The sequence below is a fragment of the Mycobacterium sp. genome (genome assembly GCF_002863225.1).
GTDB lineage: Bacteria > Actinomycetota > Actinomycetes > Mycobacteriales > Mycobacteriaceae > Mycobacterium.
Genome location: NZ_PKEK01000099.1, coordinates 73,757 through 94,163, shown reverse-complemented (window position 1 = coordinate 94,163; position 20,407 = coordinate 73,757). Strand labels below are relative to the sequence as shown.

Below are 20,407 nucleotides of genomic sequence, written 5' to 3'. Positions count from 1 at the left end.
GCCTGCCAAGGGTTTTCGATCGCGCATGCCGATCCGCCGGCTCCGATGCCGCAGCCGGTCCTGCAGCCGCTCGTCCCGGGCGAGGTGGTCCGCATCGGTCCGGCGGCGGGCACCGGGACGCCCACCCGCGACTACGGCATCGGCGCCACCGATCTCTGTGTGTTCCTGCAGTTTCCGACACAGGTGGTACAGGTCTGCGGCGACAGCTTCGCCGGCCAGGGTGTCGGGTTCGGCGGCTATTACTCGCCGATCGCGCTGCGGGTGGACACATCGTCGGTCGACGACCCGGACGGAGTGAAGTACACCGGAGTCGTCGGGGTCGACGAGCCGCTGCTGGCCGAACCCAAACCGGCGGGTGCGTCCCAGTTACCGGCCGGTGTCGTCCAGATCAACCGGCAGAACTACCTGCTGATCACCACCGCCGAGAACCTGGTTCCGAAGAGTTCTAGACTGGTGAAAGCCGAAGCGGTGCAGGGGTATTGGCCGACGGTAACGGGCTCCACGCGGGACGCCGGCTACGCCGACGGCCGGCAGTCACAGATCAGCGGCTACTACGACCCGATACCGACGGCCGAGTCGCGGACCGGCTGGGTGTACATCGTCGCGGACAATTTCGACCGCAGCCAGCCGATGGTGCTCTACCGCGTGGCGCCGGAGAATTTCGGCGACCGGTCCCGCTGGCAGGGCTATGCGCCCGGCGCGGACGGCGGTTGGGGCAGGACGCCGGTCCCGCTGTGGGGTGACACGATCGGCGAGATCAGCATGACGCAGATCGACGGCAAGTCAGTGCTGTCGTACTTCAATTCCAGCACCGGGAACATGGAGATCCGGGTTGCCGACGACCCGACCGCACTGGCCACCGCGCCGGTCACCACCGTGGTGCAGCACGACGAGTGGCCCGAACCGGCCGAGAGCCTGCCGCCGCCGCACGACAACCGGCTGGCCCAGCCCTACGGCGGGTACATCTCGCCGGGGTCGACGCTGGACGAAGTGCGGGTGTTCGTCAGCCAGTGGCACAACACCGACGGGCGGGAGCGGTCGCCGTATCGGGTCATCCAGTTCGCCGTGAACCCGTTCAAAACATGGCCCGAGGACGGCTGAAACCCACCTGGGCCAGGGCTCATAGCGCTTTCATAAGTTCTACCCAGCGGGACCTATTCGTATGTTCGCATCATTTCAGGTATGAGCGAAACACCTGACACCCCAACCACACCGACCACGGTCGCCACCACCCCCGCGACCGAAGTCGTCAAACCCTATTGGCTCTACCGCTTCGCGGCGTGGGTCGTGATCGTCGCGGGCATCGTCTTCATCGTCCTGAGCATCTTCTTCACCGGCTTCAAGGTCGCCCACCTGGGTCATCACAAGTGCCATCACCACGGTTGGCACCACCAGCACCCCGGCGGCCCGGACGGTCCGCGCCACCACGAGCAGGGCGCCGCATTCCACCACGGCCCCGGCGTTCCCGGACCGTCGCACATGCCGTCATCGATCACTCCGTCACTGGCTCCGGCCCACTCGTAGCCTCGACGGTCACCAGCCCGGCGTCCCACGAGGGCGCCGGGCTGTCAGTTCTCAAGCCGATCGGCCAAGGTAGCGCTCGCAGACCGTGCTGAGCTAAGGCATTATGCGGGTATGAGCGAGACCCCCGACCCGTCTACTCCGCCGCCTCCGGCTGCGCCGGCGCCCATTGTGGCACCGTCACCTCGGTCGGAGCGGCTCTACCAAGTGGCGGCCTGGGTGGCGATCATCGCCGGAGTCACGCTCATCGCCGTGGTCATCCTGAAATTCGCCTGGGTGCTCGGGTACTAGGAGGACCGAAGTCATCGCCGTTCGATTCTTCCTCTCGACTCGCGCACACCGCTGGTTGATGGGCGGAGCCCGCCTCGGCATGATCAAGGCATGACCCAAGCTCCCGAACCCCCGATCGTGCCGTCGGGCCCGCCCCCGGCCGTCCCGACGGTTGCGCCGCTGCCCCCGGCCAGGCACGCGCGGCTCTATCAGGCCGCGGCATGGGTGGTGATAGTGGCCGGCACGGTGTTCGTGCTGGCGGTCGTTTTCTTCGCCGGCGCAGAGCTGTCCGGACACGGTCCGCAGAACCACCACCACAATCGCGGGGTGTTCGGGCCGGAGGCACCGAGCGGGCCGGAAGGTCCGCCGTGGGTGGTGTTCCCGGGCGGCCCGTTCCCGCCCGGTTCGGGTCCCGGCGGACCGCCGTGGGTCGGTCCGTGGGGCCCCGGCATGGGACCGGGAGGACCGGGCGGGCCGGGCGGGCCGAGAGGTCACGGCGGCCACGGTGGTCCCGACGAGCCGCCGCCACCGACCTACACGCCGTAATGGCAGCCGATCGGCGACGATGAGCCGGATTGCTACGGCCGCAACGACATTCGTCGTGTCAACGGTGTGCGCCACCACCGCGTGGAACGGCGCGGCCGCGTCCGCTCGGCCCTCGGACCCCGGGGTGGTCAGCTACGCGGTCCTGAGCAAGGGCTCGGTGGGCAACATCGTCGGGGGTCCGATGCGGGACGAGTCGTTGTTCGCCCACCCCGTCCAGGGGTTCTCCGTCGACAATCCGGTGTGCAACAACTGGGCCGACATCGGGCTGCCGGAGGTCTACGACGATCCCGATCTGGCGTCCTTCAACGGTGCCAGCACGCAGACATCGCCGACCGATCAGACGCACTTCGTCAAGCAGGCCGTCGGGGTGTTCGCCACCGCCTCCGCGGCCGGAGCGGCGTTCCACCGTGTCGTCGACCGCACGACCGGTTGCTCGGGCCAGACCACCGCCATGCACCTCGACAACGGGACCACCCAGGTGTGGACGTTCGACGGCGGCCCGCCGGCCGCGGCCGACGCCGCATGGAGCAAGCAGGAGGCCGGCACCGACCGGCGATGTTTCACCCAGACCCGTCTGCGGGAAAACGTCGTGCTGCAAGCCAAAGTCTGTCAGTCCGGCAACGGTGGTCCGGCGGTGAACGTGCTGGCCGGCGCTATCGAGAACGCGCTCGGCCAGTAGTCACCCCTGATCGGCGGGAATACGTCGGGGCGGTCTGGGAGATAAGTCTTGTGACTATCGTTGGATAGCCGCGCGCAACCAGCAGTCTCGATCGCTCGAGACCTGCGGTGCGGGGTCGAAGGGATTTCCGGTCATGGCGTTCGCCGTCGCGTCGCAAGTCGATCCCGCGCGTCTGGAGCTCGAGGAATTTGCCAGCGCTTCGGCCGCCGCACAGTTCATTGCCGGCGTCTGCCTGACGGATGGCCCGGTAGGCCGCGTCGGCTTGGAGATCGAGGCGCACTGTTACGACCCGACCGACCCGCACCGCCGACCGAGCTGGGATGAGATCACCGCCGTTCTGCAGACGCTGCCGGCCATGCCCGGCGGAAGCCTTGTCACGGTGGAACCCGGCGGCGCCGTCGAACTGTCCGGCCCGCCCGCGTCGGGCGTGACGGCCGCGATCGAGGCGATCGCCGACGACCAGGCCGCGCTGCGCGAGGCGTTCGACGCCGTCGGCCTGGGCCTGGTGCCGCTGGGGGCGGATCCATTGCGGCCGGCCGGACGCGTGAATCCGGGCGCGCGTTATCAGGCGATGGAGGAGTTCTTCGTCGCCAGTCACACCGGCGAGGCGGGTGCCGCGATGATGACCTCGACCGCGTCGGTTCAGGTCAACCTCGATGCGGGGCCGCAGGCCGGCTGGGCGGACAGGGTCCGGCTGGCGCACGCGCTGGGGCCGGTCATGGTCGCGATCTCTGCCAACTCGCCGCTGCTGGGCGGGAGATTCTCCGGCTGGCGTTCGACCCGCCAGCGGGTGTGGAGCCAACTGGACTCGGCACGATGCGGGCCGGTCCTGACCGCGAGCGCCGACGACCCCGCCACCGACTGGGCGCGCTATGCGCTCAAAGCGCCGGTGATGCTCGTGCACAGCCCCGAGCCGACGCCGGTCACCCACTATCTGCCGTTCGCCGACTGGGCTGACGGCCGGGAGCTACTCGGTGGTCGCCGGCCCACCCGTCACGACCTGGAATACCACCTGACCACGCTGTTCCCGCCGGTCCGGCCGCGTCAATGGCTGGAAATCCGCTACCTGGACAGCATGCCCGCCGACATCTGGCCCGCGGTGGTGTTCACCATCGTCACCCTGCTCGACGACCCGGTCGCTGCGGACCTGGCGGCCGAGGCGGTCGAACCCGTCGCGACGGCCTGGGACGCCGCGGCCCGGCTCGGCCTGGGTGATCAGCGGATTCACACCGCGGCCAACCGGTGCGTGGCCCTCGCCGCCGAACGTGCCCCCGCCGGGCTGCGCGACGGCATGCAGCGCCTCGCCGCCGCCGTGGAGCAGGGTCGCAGCCCGGCCGACAATTTCTCCGACCGGGTGGTCGAGAGCGGGATCGCGGCCGCCGTCACCGCCCTGGCGCGAGGGGAGCAGTGACGCATCGCGAAACGGTGGTCCGCGACTTGGAGCGGGCCCGTCAGAGAACCCTGCGATTGGTGGATTTCGACGAGGCCGAATTGCGCCGCCAATACGACCCGCTGATGAGCCCGCTGGTGTGGGACCTGGCCCACATCGGCCAGCAGGAAGAGTTGTGGCTGCTGCGTGGCGGCGACCCGGACCGGCCCGGAATCCTTTCCGGCGCAGTCGAAAGCCTCTACGACGCGTTCGTGCACTCCCGGGCCAGCCGGGTCGACTTGCCGCTGTTGTCCGCGGAGCAGGCGCGCAACTACTGCCGCACCGTGCGGGCGGCGTCCCTCGACGCCCTCGACCGGCTGCCTGACGATCCGGACCACAACTTCGTCTACGGCCTGGTGGTCAGCCACGAGAACCAGCACGACGAAACCATGCTGCAGGCGTTGAATCTGCGGGTCGGCCCGGCGCTGCTGCACGACTCCGGCCAGCTGCCGTGTGGTCGGGCCGGGCTCACGGGCACCTCGGTGTTGGTGCCGGGCGGACCGTTCGTCCTCGGCGTCGACGTGGCCGACGAACCGTTCTCGCTGGACAACGAACGGCCCGCACACGTCGTCGATGTCCCCGCGTTCCGGATCGGCCGGGTTCCGGTCACCAACGGCGAATGGCGGCAGTTCATCGAAGACGGCGGCTACCGGCAACCGCGGTGGTGGTCTGCGCGCGGCTGGGAGCATCGCGCCACCGCCGGGCTGACCGCCCCCCAGTTCTGGGACGCCGACGGGCAGACCCGGACCCGGTTCGGGCACGTCGAGGAGATCCCGTCCGACGAACCCGTCCAGCACGTCAGCTATTTCGAGGCGGAGGCCTACGCGGCGTGGGCCGGTGCGCGGCTACCCACCGAACGCGAGTGGGAGAAGGCGTGCGCCTGGGATCCGCAGCGCGGCGCGCGCCGGCGCTATCCCTGGGGATCCGCGGAGCCGTCGCCGGCACTGGCCAACCTCGGTGGCGATGCGCTGCGCCCGGCGCCGGTCGGCGCCTACCCCGACGGCGCATCGGCATACGGAGTCGAGCAGATGCTCGGTGACGTCTGGGAGTGGACCAGCTCCGAACTCGAGCCGTGGCCCGGCTTTACACCGATGATCTATCAGCGCTACTCGGAGCCGTTCTTCGGTGGTGACTACCGGGTGCTGCGCGGCGGCTCGTGGGCGGTGGAGGCCGGAATCGTGCGACCCAGTTTCCGCAACTGGGATCACCCGTACCGCCGGCAGATCTTCTCCGGTGTCCGGCTGGCGTGGTCCGAAGGCGACCCGGGAGGCCACCGCTGATGTGCCGTCACCTGGGCTGGCTGGGACGCGAAACCTCCGTCTCGTCGCTGGTGCTCGACCCGCCGCACGGCCTTCGGGTGCAGTCCTACGCCCCGCGCCGGCAGAAGCACGGGTTGATGAACGCCGACGGCTGGGGCGTCGGCTTTTTCGACGGCACGACCCCGCGGCGCTGGCGTAGTGCGGCCCCGTTGTGGGGAGATGTTTCCTTCGATTCCATCGCACCGGCGCTTCGCAGTCACTGCGCGGTCGCGGCGGTGCGGTCGGCTACCGTGGGTATGCCGATCGAACCCAGTGCGACCGCGCCGTTCACCGACGGACGATGGCTGTTGTCGCACAACGGAGTCGTCGATCGTGACGTGCTGCCCGCCAGCGCTGCTGCCGAATCCACCTGTGACAGCGCGGTTCTGGCCGCCTTGATCTTCAGCCGTGGCCTCGGTTCGCTAGGGCAGACCATTGCCGAAGTGGGTGCGGCCGACCCGAATGCGCGGCTGAACATCATGGCGGCCAACGGTTCTCGATTACTGGCCACCACATGGGGTGACACTTTGTCGATCCTGCGCCGCGATGACGGCGTGGTGCTGGCCAGTGAGCCCTACGACGACCAGCCCGGCTGGGAGGAAGTTCCCGATCGCCATCTCGTCGAGGTCACCGCCGAACTGGTGACCATGACCGCGTTAAACCCAACGGAGGGATCAGTATGACGCTCACCTTGTCCAACCACCTGGCCGCGGACTCGGCCTACGAGGCGCTGTGCCGTGACGTGCGAGCAGGACTGCACAGCACGCCGAAGTCGTTGCCGCCCAAGTGGTTCTACGACGCGGTGGGCAGCGAGCTATTCGACCAGATCACCCGGCTGCCGGAGTACTACCCCACCCGGGCCGAAGCGGAGATCCTGCGGACCCGCGCGGGGGAGATCGCTGCGGCTGCGGGCGCCGACACCCTCGTCGAACTGGGCAGCGGAACCTCGGAGAAGACCAGGGTGTTGCTGGATGCGCTGCGCGACAGCGGCGCCCTGCGCAGGTTCGTTCCGTTCGACGTCGACGCGAGCATGTTGTCGATAGCGGCAAAGGCGATCCAGGACGAGTATCCGGGTGTCGAAATCGCGGCTGTGTGCGGCGATTTCGAGAAACACCTGGCCAAAATTCCCAGCGGCGGCCGTCGGCTGTTCGTGTTCCTCGGATCGACGATAGGCAACCTCAAACCCGGCGACCGGGCCGAATTCCTGGCCGGGCTGGCCGCGGCGTTGCAGCCGGGTGACAGCCTGCTGCTGGGTACCGATCTGGTCAAGGACACCCAGCGATTGGTGGCGGCGTACGACGACGCCGCAGGGGTCACAGCTCAGTTCAACCGCAACGTCCTTGCGGTGATCAACCGGGAGCTCGAGGCGGACTTCGACGTCGACGCGTTCCACCATGTCGCCTCGTGGAATGCCGCCGACGAGCGGATGGAGATGTGGCTACGCTCCGACCGGGCGCAGCAGGTCCGCATCGCGGCGCTGGACATGACTGTCGAATTCGACTCGGGCGAAAAAGTTCTCACCGAGGTGTCGTGCAAATTCCGGGCCGAGTCGGTCGCCACCGAGTTGGCGGAAGCGGGCCTGCAGCTGACCGAGTGGTGGACCGACAACGCCGGTGACTTCGGATTGTCGCTGTCGGTCAAGTGAGCACCGGCCTGGCGCAGGCCTGGCAGTCCGCCCGACCACAAGTCGCCGGCCTACACCTGGACAGCGCGGCCTGTTCCCGGCAGAGTCTCGCCGTGCTGGATGCGGCGGACCGCCACGCCCGACACGAAGCCGAGGTCGGTGGCTACGTCGCCGCGGAGGCGGCCACGCCGGTGCTCGACGCCGGACGGGCCGCTGTTGCTGCGCTGACCGGCGTGCCCGACGCGCAGGTCGTGTTCACCACCGGATCGCAGCATGCGCTGGACCTGTTGTTGGCCAGCTGGCCGGGCCGGCGCAGGTTGGCCTGTCTGCCCGGCGAATACGGACCGAATCTGGCCTTGATGACCGTGCACGGTTTCGAGCGTCAGACGTTGCCGACGGACGCCGAGGGCCGGCTCGCGCTGTCAGAGGTGGCGTCCGCCCTGGCGGCCGCCCCGCCCGACCTGGTGCACTTGACATTGGTCGCCAGCCACCGCGGGGTGGTGCAGCCGCTGGCGGAAATGGCAACGCTGTGTGCGGAATTGGAGCTGCCGCTGATCGTCGACGCGGCTCAGGCACTCGGGCAGGTGGACTGCGCGGTGGCCGTCGATGCGATGTACGCGTCGTCGCGCAAATGGCTGTCCGGTCCGCGCGGGGTCGGGGTGCTGGCGGTGCGGCCGGCGCTGATGCAGCGGCTGCAGCCCCGCCTTCCGCCGAAGCAGTGGGTCGGATCGTTGACCAACGCCGACCGCCTCGAGCTGGGTGAGGCCAATGTGGCGGCGCGGGTGGGCTTTTCGGTCGCGGTCGGTGAGTACGTGGCGGCCGGGCCGGCCGCTGTGCAGGAGCGGCTCGCCGAGGTGGGTCGCCTGAGCCGCACTGTCCTTGCCGACGTGCCGGGGTGGCGGGTGGTCGAAGCGGTCGACGAGCCGAGCGCCATCACCACGCTGGCCCCGACCGGCGGCGCTGATCCCGTGAAAGTACGCGCGTGGCTGATCGCCGAGCGCCGCATTGTCACGACCGCGGTGGCGGTGCAGCGCGCGCCGATGGAGTTGACGGCTCCGGTGCTGCGCATCTCGCCGCACGTCGACGCCGGTGTCGACGACCTGACGACCTTCGGGGAGGCGCTCACCGAGGCCGAGGCCGCGGCGGTATGACGCTCAGTTCTTGCGCGCGCTGAGCAGGTAGGCGGGCAGTTTCATCCGGCCCTTCTCGTCGCGGTCGTGCTCGATCATCGGAACGTCCGAATCCGCCGGGGCCGGCGGGATGTTCGCGTGGATGAAAGCCGGCCGGATTTGGTCGATCTGCCAATGCTTTTCGACCGCGGCCCGCAGTTCGGCTTCGTCGACCTCGTTCGGCTTCTGCTCCCATTCTGCGGGGAACGCTCCCTTGGCGAACACCAGCACGAAGTACCCGGCGCCGTCGGCAGCCGACCGGTGCACCGCGGACAGGTAGTCGTCGCGGCCCTCGACCGGCAGCGAGTGGAACAGCGTGCTGTCGACGACGGTGTTGAACCGGCCGTCGTGTCCGCCGAACGCCGTGATGTCGGCCTGCTCGAAGGTCGCGGTGCTCAACCCGCGCTCCTGGGCGGCTTGGGTGGCGGCAGCGACCGCAGTGGGTGTGAGGTCGACGCCGTGGACGGTGTAGCCGTCAGCGGCCAGGCTCAGCGACAGCTCCGCGTACCCGCACCCGGCATCGAGCACATCGCTGCGGAACTCGCCGGCCGCGGCCAGCGCGGCCAGCTCCGGCTGCGGCTCGCCGATGTTCCACGGCGGGGGCCCTTCGAACCCGGCGTCTCGGTCCTGGCGGTACGCGCTGTCCCAGTCCATTACTTCATTTGCCATGTCTTCCAACGTACTCCGGGCCTCACCGCCTACGGATCGGCCCAGCTGTGGACCGGCTCGTTGGTATGCATGTTCCGGCAGTACAACCGCAGCATCTCGGCCAGCGCTGCGGGGCGGTCGAGTCCGCGTTTCTCCAGTGCCCGCACAGCGGACACCTGCCAGCTCGCGCCGTTGCGCCCGACGCGTGCGCGGTCTTCGATCACCCCGAGCAGCCGGTCCCGGATGTCGGGCGCGACACCCCAGCTGTCCAGTCCGTCGTAGGCCATCGGCAGCAGCTCGCCGCGCACCAGCTCCTCTGTGCCGACGGTGCCCAATCCCGGCCAGTAGAGCTGCGCGCGAATACCGTGACGGGCGGCCTCGGTGAAGTTGCGTTGCGCGGCAGCGAATTCCAGTCTGGTCCAGACCTGCCGATCCTCCTCGGACAGCGTCCTCAGCATGCCGTAGTAGAAGGCGGCGTTGGCCAGCATGTCGATCACGGTCGGGCCGGCCGGCAATACGCGGTTCTCCACTCTGAGGTGCGGACGACCGTTGACGACGTCGTACACCGGCCGGTTCCACCGGTAGACGGTGCCGTTGTGGAGTCGCAACTCCGCCAGGTGCGGGGTGCGGCCGGCCGCGAGTTCGGCGGCCGGGTCTTCGTCGGAGACCTCTGGCAACAACGACGGAAAGTAGCGGACATTCTCCTCGAACAGATCGAAGATCGAGGTTATCCAGCGCTCGCCGAACCACACTCGCGGCCGCACCCCTTGAGTTTTCAGCTCGTCGGGCCGGGTGTCGGTGGACTGCGCGAACAACTCGATGCGCGTCTCCGACCACAGCTGGTGACCGTAGAAATACGGTGAATTGGCTCCCAGCGCCAACTGTGGGCCGGCCAGCACCTGGGCGGCGTTCCAGTTCGCGGCGAAACCGGCGGGCGACACCTGTACGTGCAATTGAATGCTGGTGCATGCTGATTCGGGTGCAATCGAGGCTGAGTGCAGACTCAGTGGCTCCGGCCCGTCGATGTCGATCACCAGATCTTCACCGCGGGCGTTGAAGATCGAGTCGTTGAGCGCGGCGTAGCGCGACGATTCACTCATCCACCCGCTGGCAAGGTGCTCGGGCATCAGGGTGGGCAGGATGCCGATCATCACGATGTGGGCGCCGCCGGCACCGGCCTTGTTCTCGGCGGCGTTCAAGCTGGCCCGGACCTCGTCTTCGAGCGCAGCGGCGGCTCGTCCACCGAGTGGACGGGGCGGAACGTTGAATTCGATGTTGTATGCGCCCAATTCGGTCTGGTAGGCGGGGTCGGCGATGGCGGCCAGCACATCGGAGTTGGTCATCGCGGGCTGGTAAGCGTCGTCGACGAGGTTGCACTCGATCTCCATTCCGGTGAGCGGGCGATCGAACTCGAAGCTGGACTGCGCAAGCATCCGCTCGAAAACGTCGAGGCACTGTTGTACTTTGCGCCGGTACTCCTGCCGGTCGACGCGCGCATAGGTGGTCCGCTTGACCTCTTCGCCCACAATGCCGATGCAACCGCTTTACCTCGGGCACCGCAACAGATCGGCCAAATGAACTGATGTGAACGGGAATTGCCGACGGATGGCGGGCAGGTAAACCCGCGTGCGCGGTATTGACGCCCACACAGGAAACTTGCAACAATCTCAGCTCGAATTCATATCCAACACAGAAAACGATCGGAGTCGTCGATGGGTCGCAGCCTGGGCCGTACCGCTGCCTTAGCCGTCGGCGCAGTGCTGGCGGCGCCGGCACTGGGGCTGCTCGCCGGTGCAGCCGCACATGCTGCCCCCGGGGACGACCTGGCTCATCTCGGGCCGATCGCGATCGACGGATACACCGATGCGTTGACCTACAACACGAGCACCTACGCATTCGACAACTTCCTCACCGGGTCCTACAACCTGATCCCGTTTCAGTTCGACCTCTCCTACGGCACCCCCGGATCAGATGACTTCGGGCTGCTCCTGACCATCCCGGGGATCTACCAAGGTGGCCTGCAGGACATCGGCGGGGACCTCACGCCGATCTCCACCTTCGATGCCACGCAGTTCCTCCAGGCCGACCTCGGACTGATCGAGCTCGGCGGCACGCCTCCCGCCAGCCAACTCGTCGAGAGCTTCGGGCCGCTCACGATCGACGGCTACACCGACCTGTTCAGCCTCAACACCGACACCCTCGCGTTCGACAACTTCCTCGAAGGGGCGACCAACGGGCTGCCGTTCTCGGTCGACTTCTTCAGCGGCGCGCCCGGCCCGGACTCGTCGGAATTCCTGCTGACGATCCCGTCGCTGCTGCAGGTCGGGCTGAGCGACGCCGCCGGGGTGCTCACGCCGATCTTCTCGATCGACTACGCCGACTTCGTCAACGCAGACATCGGACTGACCGCCATCGGCGGAATCGCGGGCCTGTAACCAACCGCGTCGCGCGTAGTTCATGATGGACTGACGCGCGGGAGGAATGCAGTTGGCCGAGTTCGTCGCTTCGATCGACCAGGGCACCACCAGCACTCGATGCATCATCTTCGGTCACGATGGCGACGAGGTGGGCCGGCACCAACTCGAACACGAGCAGGTCTTGCCGCGCGCGGGGTGGGTCGAGCACAACCCGATCGAGATCTGGGAGCGCACCGCGTCGGTGCTGATGTCGGCGCTCAATGCGACCAACTTGTCGTCGAAAGACCTTGCTGCGCTTGGAATCACGAACCAGCGTGAGACCACGCTGGTGTGGAGCCGGCGCACCGGCCGGCCGTACCACAACGCGATCGTCTGGCAGGACACCCGCACCGACCGCATCGCCTCAGCGCTGGACCGTGACGGCCGCGGTGACGTCATCCGGCACAAGGCGGGTTTGCCGCCGGCGACCTATTTCTCCGGCGGGAAGTTGCAGTGGATCCTGGACAACGTCGACGGCGTCCGCGCGGCGGCCGAAGCCGGCGACGCGATTTTCGGAACCACCGACACCTGGTTGCTGTGGAATCTCACCGGCGGCTCGCGAGGAGGCGTGCACGTCACCGACGTCACCAATGCCAGCCGAACCATGTTGATGAACCTCGAGACGTTGGACTGGGACGACGAACTGCTGTCCTTCTTCGACATTCCGCGCGCGATGCTTCCGCAGATCGCGGCGTCCTCACCGGTCGAGCCGTACGGCCTCACGTCGGCCAACGGCCCACTGGCCGGAGAGGTGCCGATCACCGGAATCCTGGGCGACCAGCACGCTGCCATGGTCGGGCAGGTCTGCCTGGACCCCGGAGATGCCAAAAACACCTATGGCACCGGGAATTTCCTGTTGCAGAACACCGGTGAGAAAATCGTCCGGTCGGCCAACGGCCTGTTGACCACCGTCTGCTATCAGTTCGGCGGCGCCAAACCTGTTTACGCCCTTGAAGGTTCGATTGCCGTCACCGGATCGGCCGTGCAGTGGCTGCGAGACCAGCTCGGCATCATCAGCGGGGCGTCGCAGAGCGAATCGCTGGCTCGTCAGGTCGACGACAACGGCGGAGTCTATTTCGTACCGGCCTTTTCGGGTCTGTTCGCGCCCTACTGGCGTTCGGATGCCCGGGGCGCAATCGTCGGCCTGTCACGCTTCAACACCAACGCGCATCTGGCCCGCGCGACCCTGGAGTCGATCTGCTATCAAAGCCGTGACGTGGTCGATGCTATGCAGGCCGATTCCGGTGTGCGCCTTGGGGTTTTGAAGGTCGACGGTGGGATCACCGCCAACGATCTGTGCATGCAGATTCAGGCCGACGTGCTCGGCGTCGAAGTCGTCCGCCCGGCGATGACCGAGACGACGGCGTTGGGCGCCGCCTACGCGGCCGGCCTGGCGGTCGGGTTCTGGTCGGGCGCGGATGACCTCCACGCCAACTGGCGCGAAGGCAAGCGGTGGGCACCGGAGTGGGGCGAGCAGGAGCGCGCGGCGGGATACGCCGGCTGGCGAAAAGCCGTGCAGCGCACCTTGGGTTGGGTCGAAGTCACCTGACGCCGAGGTGGGGACCGGCAACGCCGGCCCCCACCGTTCACTCAGCTGGTCAGTCGTCTTCGCCGAGAATCGTGTAGATCTCGCGACGAGCGTTGTTCACGATCTCGAGAATTCGCTGCTGCTGCTCTTCGCTGGCGGCGTGCGCGGATTGCGCCACGGCGCCGAACAGCTGGCCGACCGCAGACCGCAGGTTGAGCTGGGCCGGGTCGACGCCGTCGGCGATCTCCTCCCACGGAGGTGTGGCGATCTTCTCGGCGGCCTCACGGCCCGCGTCGGTCAATTCGAAGAGCTTCTTGCTGCCTTCGGATTCCCTGCTGACGATCAGGCCTTCGTCGACGAGCAGTTGCAGGGTCGGGTACACCGAGCCGGGGCTGGGTTTCCACAGATCCTGGCTGCGCTCGGCAACCTCTTGGATGATCTCGTAGCCGTGCATCGGCCGCTCTGCGAGCAGTACCAGGATGGCGGCTCGCACATCACCGCGCCGGCCGCGTCGACTGTGACCGCCGCGCCGTCCGCCTCGCGGGCCGGGGCCGGGGCCGGGGCCGAAGCCGGGCCCGAACCCAAAACCGGGGCCGAATCCGCCGGGGCCGAATCCGCGCCCGAAGCCGCGGCCGAAACCGGGCCCGAACGGGCCGTCATGCCCGGCGTCATGACCCCGGACCAGGTCGCGGAACTCGCGGCGGGCCTGCCTGCGCTGCAAATGAGCCGCGCGGCGGTCCTGCGGTGCAAAGCCGAAGCCGTGCGGTCGACCCGCGAACGGTCCGCTCAGTTGAGCGTCTTCTGCGTCAAAAAAGGGGGTGTTCATTGGTTGATCTCGTTTCTGGAAAGGCAGCGCCCGATGCGCTACCGATAGTCTGACGATATATCGGGAACTATCGTTTCGCAAGGTTGGATTTTCAGCGGCTCGTTTGCCCACCTAGTCGGCGGGGTAGCACCCAACGCATGAGCAAGGACGCAGACGTAAGAGATCACCCGGGCGTTGACCCCGAGGCGCGGGTGCCGAGCCCCCACCGGGGCAACCGTCGGCGGCTATGGCTGAACTGGGCACTTGCGCTGCTCACCGCGCTTGCGGCGGGCGTCGCGATGGCAGTGGCCCTGGGCGCGGTGATGAGCACCGCGGCCTGCAGCGACAAGGCCTGCCCGAATCTCGGTCCCCGCGGGATCAGCTTCGACGTGTTGTACTACGGCGCGCCCGCAGTGGCGGTGGTGACGATCCTGCTCTCGATCTTCACCGCCCGGCGTCGCTGGGGCTTCGTGATTCCGGTGACCGCGTTGGCGCTGCTGGTGGCCGACATGGCCATTCTCGCCATCACCGTCGCGCAGTAACGGCGTCAGAACCGCGGGGCGTACCCGGGCTGAAATGACGGCGGCCCGGGGTGGGGCCGAAGACGTGCCAGTTCGCGGCGGTGGCGCTCGGCAAGCACCGCGGCCAGCGCCAGTTGTGGCGGCGTCCCGGGCGGCGGCGGTGGGGCGACCCGGCTGAAGACGTCGCCGGCAATCTGGTACGCCATGTGCTCGCGTAACTGCGGATCGAGTTGCATTGCCCGCGAGAGGAATTGGCGCGCCACATCCGCCTGCTCGGCCCGCAGACCGGACAGTTGCAACGACGCGGCCCACCACGCCAGGTGTGGCGGCATGACCGGTGGTGGTCCCAGCTTCGGCCCGCGTTCGCTGATCACGATCGTGCCGGCGAAGACATCCCCGATCCGCTTTGCCCTGGGCGAGAGCATGCTGCAGATGACCGCCGGGCTGCCCAGCATCATCCAGATTTCCACGATCGATGCCAGCGCGCGAAACAAGGCCTGCCGGAAACGCTCGGGGCCACCGTCGTCGGAAACCACCCGCAGGCCCATCGCCATCTTGCCGAGGGTGCGGCCGCGGGTCGCGGTCTCCAGCACCAGCGGATAGCCCACGAACACCAGCACGGTGAAGATGATGATGATCGCCCCGACCACCGCGTCGTCGAAACGGCCGAGGGTGCCCGCCCACAGCATCAGCGATATCAGGTAGCCGATGACGATCACGGTGATGTCGATCAGTGCGCTGACGGCACGCACCGGCAACTGCGCGACCCGCACATCGAGGACCACGGCATCCCCGGTCACCACCTCCGACATACTGCGCACGCTACCTGGCCATTACCCTCGGTCGAGTGGACGTCGACGCGTTCGTGATCGCGCATCGCGACAGCTGGGACCGCCTCGACCGGTTGGTCCGTAGCCGCAACCGGCTCAGCGGAGCGGAGATAGACGAACTCGTCGAGCTGTATCAGCGGGCGTCGACCCATTTGTCCATGCTGCGATCCGGCACGTCGGATTCCGCGCTCGTCGGTCGGCTTTCCAGCCTGGTCGCGCGGGCGCGTGCCGCGGTCACCGGCGCTCATGCTCCGCTGTCCAGCGAGTTCACCCGGTTCTGGACGGTGTCGTTCCCCGTGGTGGCCTACCGTGCCTGGCGGTGGTGGCTGGGGTCGGCCGTCGTGTTCTTCGCGGTGTCGGCGGTGATCGCGCTGTGGGTGATCGGAAGTCCGGAAGTGCAGTCGACGATCGGAACACCAAGCGAGATCGATGAATTGGTCAACCACGACTTTGCCTCGTACTACAGCGAGCACGCCGCGGCCGCATTCGGGCTGCACGTCTGGGTGAACAACTCCTGGGTCGCGGCCAAGTGCGTCGCGTTCTCCGTCCTGCTCGGGGTGCCGATCCCGTTCGTACTGTTCGCCAACGCCGCGAATCTCGGGGTGGTGGGTGGCCTGATGCTGCAGGCCGGCAAGGCTGATGTGCTGTTCGGCCTGCTGTTACCGCACAGCCTGCTGGAGCTGACCGCCGTGTTCCTGGCGGGTGCCGCCGGCATGCGACTGGGCTGGTCGGTGATCTCACCCGGCGATCGGCCGCGCGGACAGGTGCTGGCCGAACAGGGCCGCGCGGTGATCTCGGTGGCCGTGGGTTTGGTTGTGGTGCTGCTGGTTTCAGGTGTGATCGAGGCGTTCGTCACGCCGTCCTCGCTGCCGACGTTCGTGCGGATCGGTATCGGGATACTCGCCGAGGCGGGCTTTCTGGCGTATGTGGTGTATTTCGGGCGGCGCGCGGTGCGGGTGGGCGACACCGGCGACATCGCCGACGCGCCGGACATCGTGCCGACGCGGTGACCGGGCAGCGGCTATAGCCGCCCGGCGGCCTTCATCGACAAGTAGCGGTCTGCCAGTGCGGGCGCCAGGTCGGTCGGGGCCGCGTCCACCACCTCCACGCCGCCAAGGCGTAGCCGCGACGCGATCGCTGAGCGCTCGGCGCGCGAGCGTTCCGCGGACGCCGCGTCGTAGACGGCGGCCGGATCGGAGCGACCGGCGGCCAACTGATTGACCCGCGGGTCGGACACCGCCGCCACGATCACCTGATGCTTGGTCGACAGCAGGGGCAGCACCGGCAGCAGGCCCTCGTCGAGGGCGCTGGCATTCAGGTCGGTCATCAGCACCACCAGGGCCCGGCGCCGGGTTCGTCGGATGATCGCGGAAACCATTGCCGTGGCGTCAGATTCGACCAGTGCCGGCGTGATCGGTGCCATTGCCTCGACCACGCGCCCCAGCAATTCGGTTCGCGAGGCGCCGAACACGGCCGCGCGGGTCACCCGGTCGTGGGCCAGGAAGTCGACGGTGTCGCCGGCCCGTGAGGCCAGCGCTGCCAGCAGTAGCGCAGCGTCCATCGACCAGTCCAGGCGCGGCCAGCCGCTGGGGTCGCCGGCAGTCGGGTCGACACCGACGCGTCCGGCCGCGGTACGCCCGGTGTCGAGCACGATGACGACGCGCCGGTCGCGCTCCGGCCGCCAGGTGCGGACCACCACGTCGGCGCGGCGGGCCGTCGCCCGCCAGTCGATGGAGCGGACGTCGTCACCGACGACATACTCACGCAGCGAGTCGAACTCGGTCCCCTGGCCGCGGGTCAACGTCGGCAGCAGCCCGTCCAGCTCACGCAGCCTGGCCAGCCGCGACGGCAAATGCTTGCGGGACAGGAACGGCGGCAGCACGCGAACCTCCCCGGGCACCGGGCGTGATCGTTGCCGGCCCGCGAGCCCGAGTGGACCGATCGATCGCGCCGTGACCGCGGCCGAATGCTGATCGCCGCGACGGATCGGCCGAAGGCAGGTGTCCAGCCGCAGCAGCTCTCCGGGCTCGACATCGACGGCATGGCTGATTGGCTCGGCCTGGGTGCTGGGCGGCCAGGCGTCGCGGAGTTGTCCGCGAAAACGCCGGCGGCCGGCGTTGTGGACCAGCAGCCCGAGGGCCACCAGCTCACCGAGCCGGACCGACCCGTTGGGCAGCCGGGTGTACTGCAGCTGAAACGGGCTGGCCGCCAGGCCGGCATCGGTGATCACCGCGACCACGAGTAGACCCAGTAGCACGCTGAACGTTGCTGCCGGCCAGGGAGATACGACGATCGGCAGCACGAAAAGCAGGGCGATCAGCCCCGTCCGTCCGGTCAGTACCACTAGCGTGGTACCGGGACCGACGCCAAGATGCCGTCCAGCACACCGTCGGTGGTGGCGCCCTCCAGTTCTGCCTCGGGTCGAAGCAGCACCCGGTGCCGAAGCGTCGGGCGGGCCATCGCTTTCACGTCGTCCGGGGTGACGTAGTTGCGCCCGGAGAGCCACGCCCAGGACCGCGCGGTGGCCAGCAATGCGGTTGCACCGCGTGGGGAGACCCCGAGCTGCAACGCCGGCGAATGCCTTGTGGCGCCGACGATGTCGACGATGTAGCCGAGAACCTCGTCGGCCACCAGGACCCGTCGCACCGCGTCACGCCCGGCGGCCAGCTCCGCCGGGCCGGCGACCGGCCGGATAGCCGACAGGTCGCGCGGATCGAAGCCGTGTGCGTGCCGTCCGAGGATGGCGATCTCGGCATCGCGCGGCGGCAGCGGCACCTCCAACTTCAGCAAGAATCGGTCGAGCTGCGCCTCCGGCAGCTGATAGGTGCCCTCGTACTCGATCGGGTTCTGCGTCGCCGCAACGATGAACGGGTCAGGCAGCGCCCGGGCCTCGCCGTCCACACTGACCTGACGTTCTTCCATGGCTTCCAGCAGGGCCGCCTGCGTTTTCGGCGGGGTCCGGTTGATCTCGTCGGCCAGCAGCAGGTTGGTGAACACCGGGCCGTTCCGGAACGCGAACTCGGCGGTGCGATTGTCGTAGATCAGCGACCCGGTGATGTCACCGGGCATCAGGTCCGGGGTGAACTGGACCCGCTTGAAATCCAACCGCAGTGCCGCGGCCAGCGATCGCACCAACAGCGTCTTCGCTACGCCCGGAACACCTTCGAGCAGGACATGTCCACGGCACAGCAGCGCGATCACCAGTCCGGTGATCACCGCGTCCTGCCCGACGACAGCCTTGCCGATTTCGCCGCGCAACGCCAGCAGTGCGTGCCGCGCCGACTGGCCTTCCGGTTGAGTCATGAATGTGCGACCTGCCTTTCGATGTCGTCGAGAGCCTCGGTGAGCTGTGTCAGGTCCGCGTCTGTCGTAGGTGGCGGCCCAAACAGGATGTGCCACAACGTGTCCGGGTCGGATCTGACCCGTGCGGCGATCGCCCGCACCACTGCCGGTGGTTGAGCCTCGACGCCGAGCCCGAGGCGGGGCGCCAGGCGCTGGAGCGTCGCGGTGCGCAGCGCCTGCGCGGCCCGGTCGCGGGCCCGTCGCGATCGATACAGTCGGCCACGGCCTTCGACCGTCTCCGACGCGCGGACCACGACGGGCAGGTCCTCGGCCACCAGCGGCCCGAGTCGTCTGCCCTTCCACAACGCGACCAGCCCCACGGTCAGCCACAACTGCGCGACCATCCACGTCACGCCTTCCGGGATGAGGTCGAAGATCTTGCCCTTGGCCGCTGATCCGCCCTCGACGTGTTGCGGGGCGAACCAGACCAGGCGGGAACTCTCACCGGCCAGGTTCATCGCCAGCGCGGCATTGCCGGCGCGCAGCAGACCACGGTTGGTGAGGAAGTCGCTGCTGCCGATCACCGTCACCGTCCGATCGCCGTCCAGATACCGGACCAGTGCGCCGCCGTAGCAACTCGTCACCGTGGTGTGGCCGGCCGCCTCGAAGGTGTTGGACGGCCCGAAGTTGACAGCCCCCGCCTGGTTCGCCTCTCGCAGAGAGCAATTCGGTTCACTGTCGGCCGTGGCAGCGCCGGCGTTGCGGATGCCGGGGGACAGGGCGGCGCGGGTGCGTGAGGTGGGCTCGACCAGGAGTAGGTCCGCACCGGTGTTGCCGAGGCGCTCGAGCAGTGGACCGGTGGTGACGCGCTGGGTCTCACCGAAGAGCAGCAGCGACCCTGGTCGTGCCGCGTGCGCGGCCTCGTCGACGGAGTTGGCGACGACGACGCTGACCCCGCGGTCGCGCAGCAGGGCGACCAGCCCGTGCGCTCCCTGGCGTTCGGTCGATTCCGGGTCCAGGTGCCCGCCCGGTCGAGGCGCGGTCAGGTAGGTAGTGACAGCGGCCAGAGCGGAGACGGCTATCAGGGCGGCCAGGATCCACCCCCACGGTCGACGGCGTACCGCCTGAGATGCCGGGGCGATGTTCATCGGACCGGGGTCCACGACTCGGGCATCGAATGTGCAGGACGCTCGAATTGACCACTGGCGGAACGAAACCGGAGGTGGTCGTCGAGTTCGACGATGAGCTGATAGCCGGCCTGGGTGCCGGGCCTTTCGCCGTAGGTGACGTCGTTGAACGCGGTCGCCGATCGTGACAGTTCGGCGGCCAACGCCGGCAATCGGTCCGCGGCATCGACGGCCAGTTCGCTGGCGGTCCGGCCCGGTGCGGGGTCCAGGGTCCCGTTCTCCTCCAGGCTCCGCGCCACCGCACGCAGCCGGTGGCGGATCGCTGCCGTCCAATCCTGTTCGGCTGCACAGTGTTCGGCGATGGCGCGATGCTGAGCGGCGCTGAGCTGGCCGGCGTCGAACAGCTGGTAGTCACCACCGGTCCGGGTCCGGATGGTTCGGCGGGCGATGTGCACTGCCAGCACGACCAAGGCAATCAGGACGGTGAGCAGGACAATGACGGTGAGCCAACCGCCGGGCAGCGACGACCCTTTCTCGATGATGCGGTACAGCAGCTCGTGCAGCCATTCTTCAACGCGTTGCGACACCGAGCCTTTGGGGTAGATCGGTTTGTCGAGTTCACGCTGGGCCGCCTCGTGCGCGGTGTCGCGGTCGATGTCGATTGCGGGCATCCG

At 68.2% G+C, this 20,407-nt stretch carries 21 protein-coding genes and 1 pseudogene; 14 read left to right on the top strand and 8 right to left on the bottom strand.

Annotated elements, in window-relative coordinates:
* Nucleotides 1-45: 45 nt before the first annotated feature.
* From CYU59_RS26835 to egtE, 10 genes are all read left to right on the top strand, one after another.
* On the top strand, nucleotides 46-1,101 hold the full coding sequence (locus CYU59_RS26835) for a DUF4185 domain-containing protein (protein WP_293004312.1): 1,056 nt from the start codon (nucleotides 46-48) through the stop codon (nucleotides 1,099-1,101).
* Nucleotides 1,102-1,182: 81 nt separating this feature from the next.
* Entirely contained in the window at nucleotides 1,183-1,524 is a 342-nt protein-coding gene (locus tag CYU59_RS26830; RefSeq protein ID WP_293004311.1) for a hypothetical protein, read from the top strand.
* 111 nt (nucleotides 1,525-1,635) lie between these two features.
* Entirely contained in the window at nucleotides 1,636-1,812 is a 177-nt protein-coding gene (locus CYU59_RS26825; protein WP_293004310.1) for a hypothetical protein, read from the top strand.
* Between the two features lie 90 nt (nucleotides 1,813-1,902).
* The gene (locus CYU59_RS26820) at nucleotides 1,903-2,337 is read left to right on the top strand and encodes a hypothetical protein (RefSeq protein ID WP_293004309.1); all 435 of its coding nucleotides are present in this window, start codon (nucleotides 1,903-1,905) and stop codon (nucleotides 2,335-2,337) included.
* A 19-nt stretch (nucleotides 2,338-2,356) separates the two neighbouring features.
* The gene (locus CYU59_RS26815; protein ID WP_293004308.1) at nucleotides 2,357-3,016 is read left to right on the top strand and encodes a sensor domain-containing protein; all 660 of its coding nucleotides are present in this window, start codon (nucleotides 2,357-2,359) and stop codon (nucleotides 3,014-3,016) included.
* 133 nt (nucleotides 3,017-3,149) lie between these two features.
* Nucleotides 3,150-4,427 (top strand): ergothioneine biosynthesis glutamate--cysteine ligase EgtA, encoded by a 1,278-nt coding sequence (gene egtA / locus CYU59_RS26810; RefSeq protein ID WP_293004307.1) that lies wholly within the window; start codon nucleotides 3,150-3,152, stop codon nucleotides 4,425-4,427.
* Nucleotides 4,424-5,725 carry an ergothioneine biosynthesis protein EgtB gene (gene egtB / locus CYU59_RS26805; protein ID WP_293004306.1) on the top strand — a complete coding sequence of 434 codons (1,302 nt, stop codon included), beginning with the start codon at nucleotides 4,424-4,426 and terminating at the stop codon, nucleotides 5,723-5,725. Before egtA ends, egtB begins: the two co-directional genes overlap by 4 nt.
* Nucleotides 5,725-6,426 carry an ergothioneine biosynthesis protein EgtC gene (gene egtC / locus CYU59_RS26800; RefSeq protein ID WP_293004305.1) on the top strand — a complete coding sequence of 234 codons (702 nt, stop codon included), beginning with the start codon at nucleotides 5,725-5,727 and terminating at the stop codon, nucleotides 6,424-6,426. The genes egtB and egtC overlap by 1 nt, the downstream gene beginning before the upstream one ends.
* Nucleotides 6,423-7,388 (top strand): L-histidine N(alpha)-methyltransferase, encoded by a 966-nt coding sequence (gene egtD / locus CYU59_RS26795; RefSeq protein WP_293004304.1) that lies wholly within the window; start codon nucleotides 6,423-6,425, stop codon nucleotides 7,386-7,388. The genes egtC and egtD overlap by 4 nt, the downstream gene beginning before the upstream one ends.
* Entirely contained in the window at nucleotides 7,385-8,518 is a 1,134-nt protein-coding gene (egtE, locus tag CYU59_RS26790) for an ergothioneine biosynthesis PLP-dependent enzyme EgtE (protein WP_293004303.1), read from the top strand. The genes egtD and egtE overlap by 4 nt, the downstream gene beginning before the upstream one ends.
* A gap of 3 nt (nucleotides 8,519-8,521) precedes the next feature.
* On the opposite strand, the gene CYU59_RS26785 is transcribed toward egtE, so the two are convergent.
* Together CYU59_RS26785 and CYU59_RS26780 are read right to left on the bottom strand one after the other, a co-directional pair.
* Nucleotides 8,522-9,205, bottom strand: a complete 684-nt coding sequence (locus tag CYU59_RS26785; protein WP_293004302.1) for a class I SAM-dependent methyltransferase — start codon at nucleotides 9,203-9,205, stop codon at nucleotides 8,522-8,524.
* A 29-nt stretch (nucleotides 9,206-9,234) separates the two neighbouring features.
* The gene (locus CYU59_RS26780) at nucleotides 9,235-10,710 is read right to left on the bottom strand and encodes a glutamate--cysteine ligase (RefSeq protein ID WP_293004301.1); all 1,476 of its coding nucleotides are present in this window, start codon (nucleotides 10,708-10,710) and stop codon (nucleotides 9,235-9,237) included.
* Between the two features lie 186 nt (nucleotides 10,711-10,896).
* Here CYU59_RS26780 and CYU59_RS26775 point away from each other — a divergent pair, with 186 nt between their 5' ends.
* Together CYU59_RS26775 and glpK are read left to right on the top strand one after the other, a co-directional pair.
* Nucleotides 10,897-11,619, top strand: coding sequence for a hypothetical protein (locus CYU59_RS26775; protein ID WP_293004300.1), 723 nt, complete (start codon nucleotides 10,897-10,899; stop codon nucleotides 11,617-11,619).
* A 46-nt stretch (nucleotides 11,620-11,665) separates the two neighbouring features.
* Nucleotides 11,666-13,189, top strand: coding sequence for a glycerol kinase GlpK (glpK, locus tag CYU59_RS26770; RefSeq protein WP_293004299.1), 1,524 nt, complete (start codon nucleotides 11,666-11,668; stop codon nucleotides 13,187-13,189).
* 49 nt (nucleotides 13,190-13,238) lie between these two features.
* Here glpK and CYU59_RS26765 read toward each other — a convergent pair whose 3' ends face one another.
* Nucleotides 13,239-13,994 carry a PadR family transcriptional regulator gene (locus CYU59_RS26765; RefSeq protein WP_293004298.1) on the bottom strand — a complete coding sequence of 252 codons (756 nt, stop codon included), beginning with the start codon at nucleotides 13,992-13,994 and terminating at the stop codon, nucleotides 13,239-13,241.
* 137 nt (nucleotides 13,995-14,131) lie between these two features.
* On the opposite strand from CYU59_RS26765, the gene CYU59_RS26760 reads away from it, so the two are divergent.
* Nucleotides 14,132-14,515 (top strand): hypothetical protein, encoded by a 384-nt coding sequence (locus CYU59_RS26760; protein WP_293004297.1) that lies wholly within the window; start codon nucleotides 14,132-14,134, stop codon nucleotides 14,513-14,515.
* A 53-nt stretch (nucleotides 14,516-14,568) separates the two neighbouring features.
* On the opposite strand, the pseudogene CYU59_RS26755 reads toward CYU59_RS26760, so the two are convergent.
* Nucleotides 14,569-15,246, bottom strand: a pseudogene (locus CYU59_RS26755) (RDD family protein); the annotation flags it as partial.
* 95 nt (nucleotides 15,247-15,341) lie between these two features.
* Here CYU59_RS26755 and CYU59_RS26750 point away from each other — a divergent pair.
* Nucleotides 15,342-16,334, top strand: a complete 993-nt coding sequence (locus CYU59_RS26750; RefSeq protein ID WP_293004296.1) for a stage II sporulation protein M — start codon at nucleotides 15,342-15,344, stop codon at nucleotides 16,332-16,334.
* Nucleotides 16,335-16,345: 11 nt separating this feature from the next.
* Here CYU59_RS26750 and CYU59_RS26745 read toward each other — a convergent pair whose 3' ends face one another.
* The 4 genes from CYU59_RS26745 to CYU59_RS26730 are packed head-to-tail and all read right to left on the bottom strand — an operon-like array spanning nucleotide 16,346 to nucleotide 20,404.
* A complete protein-coding gene (locus tag CYU59_RS26745) occupies nucleotides 16,346-17,668 on the bottom strand; it encodes a DUF58 domain-containing protein (protein ID WP_293004295.1) in 1,323 nt (440 codons plus the stop codon).
* Complete coding sequence (locus CYU59_RS26740; RefSeq protein ID WP_293004294.1) at nucleotides 17,668-18,627, bottom strand: MoxR family ATPase; 960 nt, start codon at nucleotides 18,625-18,627, stop codon at nucleotides 17,668-17,670. Before CYU59_RS26740 ends, CYU59_RS26745 begins: the two co-directional genes overlap by 1 nt.
* Nucleotides 18,624-19,754 (bottom strand): DUF4350 domain-containing protein, encoded by a 1,131-nt coding sequence (locus CYU59_RS26735; protein ID WP_293004331.1) that lies wholly within the window; start codon nucleotides 19,752-19,754, stop codon nucleotides 18,624-18,626. Before CYU59_RS26735 ends, CYU59_RS26740 begins: the two co-directional genes overlap by 4 nt.
* On the bottom strand, nucleotides 19,751-20,404 hold the full coding sequence (locus CYU59_RS26730; RefSeq protein WP_293004293.1) for a DUF4129 domain-containing protein: 654 nt from the start codon (nucleotides 20,402-20,404) through the stop codon (nucleotides 19,751-19,753). Before CYU59_RS26730 ends, CYU59_RS26735 begins: the two co-directional genes overlap by 4 nt.
* Between the last annotated feature and the right edge of the window lie 3 nt (nucleotides 20,405-20,407).

Bases quoted from the DNA above. Each gene is read 5' to 3' on its own strand.
- CYU59_RS26835 (WP_293004312.1), top strand. From the start codon at position 46: ATGCCGCAGCCGGTCCTGCAGCCGCTCGTCCCGGGCGAGGTGGTCCGC.
- CYU59_RS26740 (WP_293004294.1), bottom strand. From the start codon at position 18,627: ATGACTCAACCGGAAGGCCAGTCGGCGCGGCACGCACTGCTGGCGTTG.
- CYU59_RS26775 (WP_293004300.1), top strand. From the start codon at position 10,897: ATGGGTCGCAGCCTGGGCCGTACCGCTGCCTTAGCCGTCGGCGCAGTG.
- glpK (WP_293004299.1), top strand. From the start codon at position 11,666: ATGCAGTTGGCCGAGTTCGTCGCTTCGATCGACCAGGGCACCACCAGC.
- CYU59_RS26735 (WP_293004331.1), bottom strand. From the start codon at position 19,754: ATGAACATCGCCCCGGCATCTCAGGCGGTACGCCGTCGACCGTGGGGG.
- egtC (WP_293004305.1), top strand. From the start codon at position 5,725: ATGTGCCGTCACCTGGGCTGGCTGGGACGCGAAACCTCCGTCTCGTCG.
- CYU59_RS26730 (WP_293004293.1), bottom strand. From the start codon at position 20,404: ATGCCCGCAATCGACATCGACCGCGACACCGCGCACGAGGCGGCCCAG.
- CYU59_RS26820 (WP_293004309.1), top strand. From the start codon at position 1,903: ATGACCCAAGCTCCCGAACCCCCGATCGTGCCGTCGGGCCCGCCCCCG.
- CYU59_RS26825 (WP_293004310.1), top strand. From the start codon at position 1,636: ATGAGCGAGACCCCCGACCCGTCTACTCCGCCGCCTCCGGCTGCGCCG.
- egtA (WP_293004307.1), top strand. From the start codon at position 3,150: ATGGCGTTCGCCGTCGCGTCGCAAGTCGATCCCGCGCGTCTGGAGCTC.
- CYU59_RS26815 (WP_293004308.1), top strand. From the start codon at position 2,357: ATGAGCCGGATTGCTACGGCCGCAACGACATTCGTCGTGTCAACGGTG.
- egtD (WP_293004304.1), top strand. From the start codon at position 6,423: ATGACGCTCACCTTGTCCAACCACCTGGCCGCGGACTCGGCCTACGAG.
- CYU59_RS26765 (WP_293004298.1), bottom strand. From the start codon at position 13,994: ATGAACACCCCCTTTTTTGACGCAGAAGACGCTCAACTGAGCGGACCG.
- CYU59_RS26830 (WP_293004311.1), top strand. From the start codon at position 1,183: ATGAGCGAAACACCTGACACCCCAACCACACCGACCACGGTCGCCACC.
- CYU59_RS26760 (WP_293004297.1), top strand. From the start codon at position 14,132: ATGAGCAAGGACGCAGACGTAAGAGATCACCCGGGCGTTGACCCCGAG.
- CYU59_RS26785 (WP_293004302.1), bottom strand. From the start codon at position 9,205: ATGGCAAATGAAGTAATGGACTGGGACAGCGCGTACCGCCAGGACCGA.